General features: G+C 70.2%; 3 protein-coding genes. 2 read left to right on the plus strand and 1 reads right to left on the minus strand.

Features of this window, described 5'->3' with window-relative positions; all coding sequences use genetic code 11:
* Positions 1-224 precede the first annotated feature (224 nt).
* Positions 225-1,082 (plus strand): type I methionyl aminopeptidase, encoded by an 858-nt coding sequence (gene map / locus ABZ371_RS30590; RefSeq protein WP_358685751.1) that lies wholly within the window; start codon positions 225-227, stop codon positions 1,080-1,082.
* 43 nt (positions 1,083-1,125) lie between these two features.
* Here the strand turns inward: map and ABZ371_RS30595 are convergent, their stop codons facing one another.
* Complete coding sequence (locus tag ABZ371_RS30595) at positions 1,126-1,806, minus strand: PhzF family phenazine biosynthesis protein (protein ID WP_358685753.1); 681 nt, start codon at positions 1,804-1,806, stop codon at positions 1,126-1,128.
* Positions 1,807-2,095: 289 nt separating this feature from the next.
* Between ABZ371_RS30595 and efeO the strand changes: the two genes are divergently transcribed.
* Complete coding sequence (gene efeO, locus ABZ371_RS30600) at positions 2,096-3,232, plus strand: iron uptake system protein EfeO (protein WP_358685755.1); 1,137 nt, start codon at positions 2,096-2,098, stop codon at positions 3,230-3,232.
* The last annotated feature ends 72 nt before the right edge of the window (positions 3,233-3,304 follow it).

A 3,304-nucleotide genomic window follows, 5' to 3' on the forward strand; every position in this document is an offset into this window, starting at 1 on the left:
GACGGAGATGACCGGGGCGTAGCCGTGGGCGTTGAGGTAGACCTTGGTGCCGTCGACGACGAGCGGCTTGTTGACCTCGATGACCTTCTTCCTCGACCTTCTTGTGCTCCAGGCAGTAGTACCACTCGCCCGGTTTGCCCACCGTGCGCTTCTTGAACAGGGCCATCGTCGGATCCTTTCCTCGTTGCCATGCTGCCCCGAGCACGCTGGTTAGACTCGCTCGCATGTCTGGCCAGTCGCTGCTCGTACCAGGGGAGATCACTCCCGTCCGTTCCGTGCCCGGAAACATCCGGCGTCCCGAGTACGTGGGGAAGCCCGCTCCCACCCCGTACACCGGGCCGGAGATCCAGGACTCCGACACCGTGGAGCGCATGCGGATCGCGGGCCGTATCGCCGCACAGGCGATGGAGGAGGCCGCGAAGCACATCGCCCCCGGCGTCACCACCGACGAACTCGACCGGGTCGCCCACGAGTTCATGGTCGACCACGGGGCGTACCCCTCGACGCTCGGCTACCGGGGCTTCCCCAAGTCCCTCTGCACGTCGCTCAACGAGGTCATCTGCCACGGCATCCCCGACTCCACGGTGCTGCGGGACGGCGACATCGTGAACCTCGACGTCACCGCGTACATCAACGGGGTGCACGGCGACAACAACGCCACCTACCTCTGCGGCGACGTCGACGAGGAGTCGCGGCTGCTCGTGGAACGCACCCGGGAGTCGCTGAACCGCGCCGTCAAGGCGGTGCGGCCGGGGCGGCAGATCAACGTGATCGGGCGGGTCATCGAGTCGTACGCCAAGCGGTTCGGGTACGGCGTGGTGCGGGACTTCACCGGACACGGGATCAACACCTCGTTCCACTCCGGTCTCATCGTCCCCCACTACGACAGCCCGCACGCGACCACCGTGATGCAGCCCGGCATGACCTTCACCATCGAACCGATGCTGACGCTCGGCACCCACGAGTACGACATGTGGGACGACGGCTGGACCGTGGTGACGAAGGACCGCAGGCGGACCGCCCAGTTCGAGCACACCCTCGTCGTCACCGAGACCGGCGCGGACGTCCTGACCCTGCCGTGAGGCGCGGGCCGGGTCTCCGGGCCGTGCGGCGGGGCCCGGCCGCTCAGTGCCCGGCGCCCCCGGCCGCCAGCAGGACGCGGCCCCCGATCTCCACCGTGCCGTCCGGTGCGGGGGCCGTGAGGATCTGGGAGCCGCGCCCCTGCCTGATGTTGAGGGCGCGGCCGAGTTCCGCGCTCAGCAGCATGGCCGCCGCGCCGGTCGCCTCGTCCTCGTCGACGTCGTCGCCCCTGCGCGGGAAGGCCCGCGCCCGTACGCGGCCCGCCGCCTCGTCCTCCCACGCCCAGACGTAGAGCCACCCCTCACCGGGCGGCGGCTCCGTCAGCGCCTCCACCTCCGCCGCCGACGCGTAGCGCTCCAGCGTCCTCGGCGGCGCCCACTCGGGGCGGGCCGTGATCCAGGTGAACTCGCCGTCCTGGCGGGCGAACACGTCCCCGACGGGCAGTTCGAGGACCTCCAGGTCGAGCAGCCAGGCCGCGCCGACGAGTGGGTGCCCGGCGAACGGCAGCCGCAGTCCGGGCGTACGGATGTCGACGGTGCCGCGCTCCGGGTCGTCGACGAACACGGTCTCGCTGAAGCCCAGTCGCCGGGCGAGCGCCTGCCGCGACTCGTTGCCGGGATACCTGCGTCCGTCCCGCACGACGCCGAGCGGATTGCCGTGACGGCCGTCCGGGCCGCAGAACACGCGCAGTACGTCGATGCCGTCGGGTACGCCGAAGTCGTTCACGTCCGCATTCAAGCACCGCCCGGAGACCCGCGGTGCCACCCGGCCCACGCCACGGGTGTGCGGGCGCGCCCGTCGGGCGTCGCACCGAGAAGCCCCCTTGACCCGCGCTTGACCTTTTCGTGGGTCGGCCATGAGACGGCCGTGACCGGACCGTTTCCGGTGTCGCGAGGTGAGAGCTGAATCACTGCCGAGGAGGGTACCGGCGAGGTAAGGCACGGTTAAGTTAGGTCCGCCTCACCCGCCTTTGTCCGACCCTTCTTCGTCGTCTCACCTCTTCCGTGGAGCCCGCATGCGAGCCGTTCGTCTCTCCGTCGTCACCGCTGCCACCACCCTGGCCGCACTGACCGCCGTCACGGGCTGCGCCGAGAAGAGCGACGGCAAGGCGGACGGGGCGGTCGAGGTCGTCGCCACGGACGACGCCTGCGAGGTGTCGCAGAAGAAGCTCCCGGCCGGCCACCTCGAACTCGCGGTGGAGAACAAGGGCTCCAAGGTCACCGAGGTCTACGTCCTGTTCCCGGACGACCGCATCGTCACCGAGCGCGAGAACATCGGCCCCGGCACCAAGGCGCGGATCACGGCGGAGATCAAGGCCGGCACGTACGAGATCGCCTGCAAACCGGGCATGAAGGGCAAGGGCATCCGGCAGACCGTCGAGGTCACCGGCGGCACCGCGGCCAAGCGCAGCCCCGAGATGGACAAGGCGGTCGCCGGCTACCGCACCTACGTGCAGGCGCAGGCCGACGAGACCCTGCCCAAGGTCAAGGTCTTCACCGACGCGGTCGCCGCCGGGGACGTCGAGGCGGCGAAGAAGGCGTACGCCGACTCCCGCATCGGCTGGGAGCGGACCGAGCCGGTCGCGGAGTCCTTCGGCGACATCGACCCGAAGGTCGACGTCCGGGAGGACGGCCTGGAGGACGGCCAGAAGTGGACCGGCTGGCACCGCCTGGAGAAGGCGCTGTGGCAGGACGGGAAGCTGGGCGCCGAGGAGAAGGCCCTCGCGCCCGTGCTCCTGAAGGACCTGACCGACTGGCAGAAGCGCGTGGGCAAGGCGGAGATCACCCCGACCTCGATGGCCAACGGCGCCAAGGAGCTCCTCGACGAGGTCGCCACCGGCAAGGTCACCGGCGAGGAGGAGCGCTACAGCCACACCGACCTCGTCGACTTCAAGGCGAACGTCGAGGGCGCGGAGACGTCGTACGCGCTCCTGAAGCCGATCGCCTCGAAGAACGACGCGGCGCTGACCGCCTCCCTGGACAAGCAGTTCGCCGCCCTGAACACCCTGCTGGACAAGTACCGGGCGGACAAGGCCTCCTACACCTTCACCCCGTACGACAAGGTCGGCGCGGCGGACCGCAAGGAGCTGTCCGACGCGGTCAACGCGCTCGCCGAGCCGCTGTCCAAGCTGGCCGCCGCGGTGACGAAGTAATGCCCGAGGGCAGCGAGGCGGACCTTCGGCAGGACGGGGAGCGGGGCGGCGCCCCGGCCCCGTCGCGGCGTG

Source organism: Streptomyces sp. NPDC005899, from assembly GCF_040629645.1.
Taxonomy (GTDB): Bacteria; Actinomycetota; Actinomycetes; order Streptomycetales; family Streptomycetaceae; genus Streptomyces.

What these genes read in the sequence shown, in the direction of transcription:
- map (WP_358685751.1), top strand. Translation starts at nt 225, where the DNA reads ATGTCTGGCCAGTCGCTGCTCGTACCAGGGGAGATCACTCCCGTCCGT.
- efeO (WP_358685755.1), top strand. Translation starts at nt 2,096, where the DNA reads ATGCGAGCCGTTCGTCTCTCCGTCGTCACCGCTGCCACCACCCTGGCC.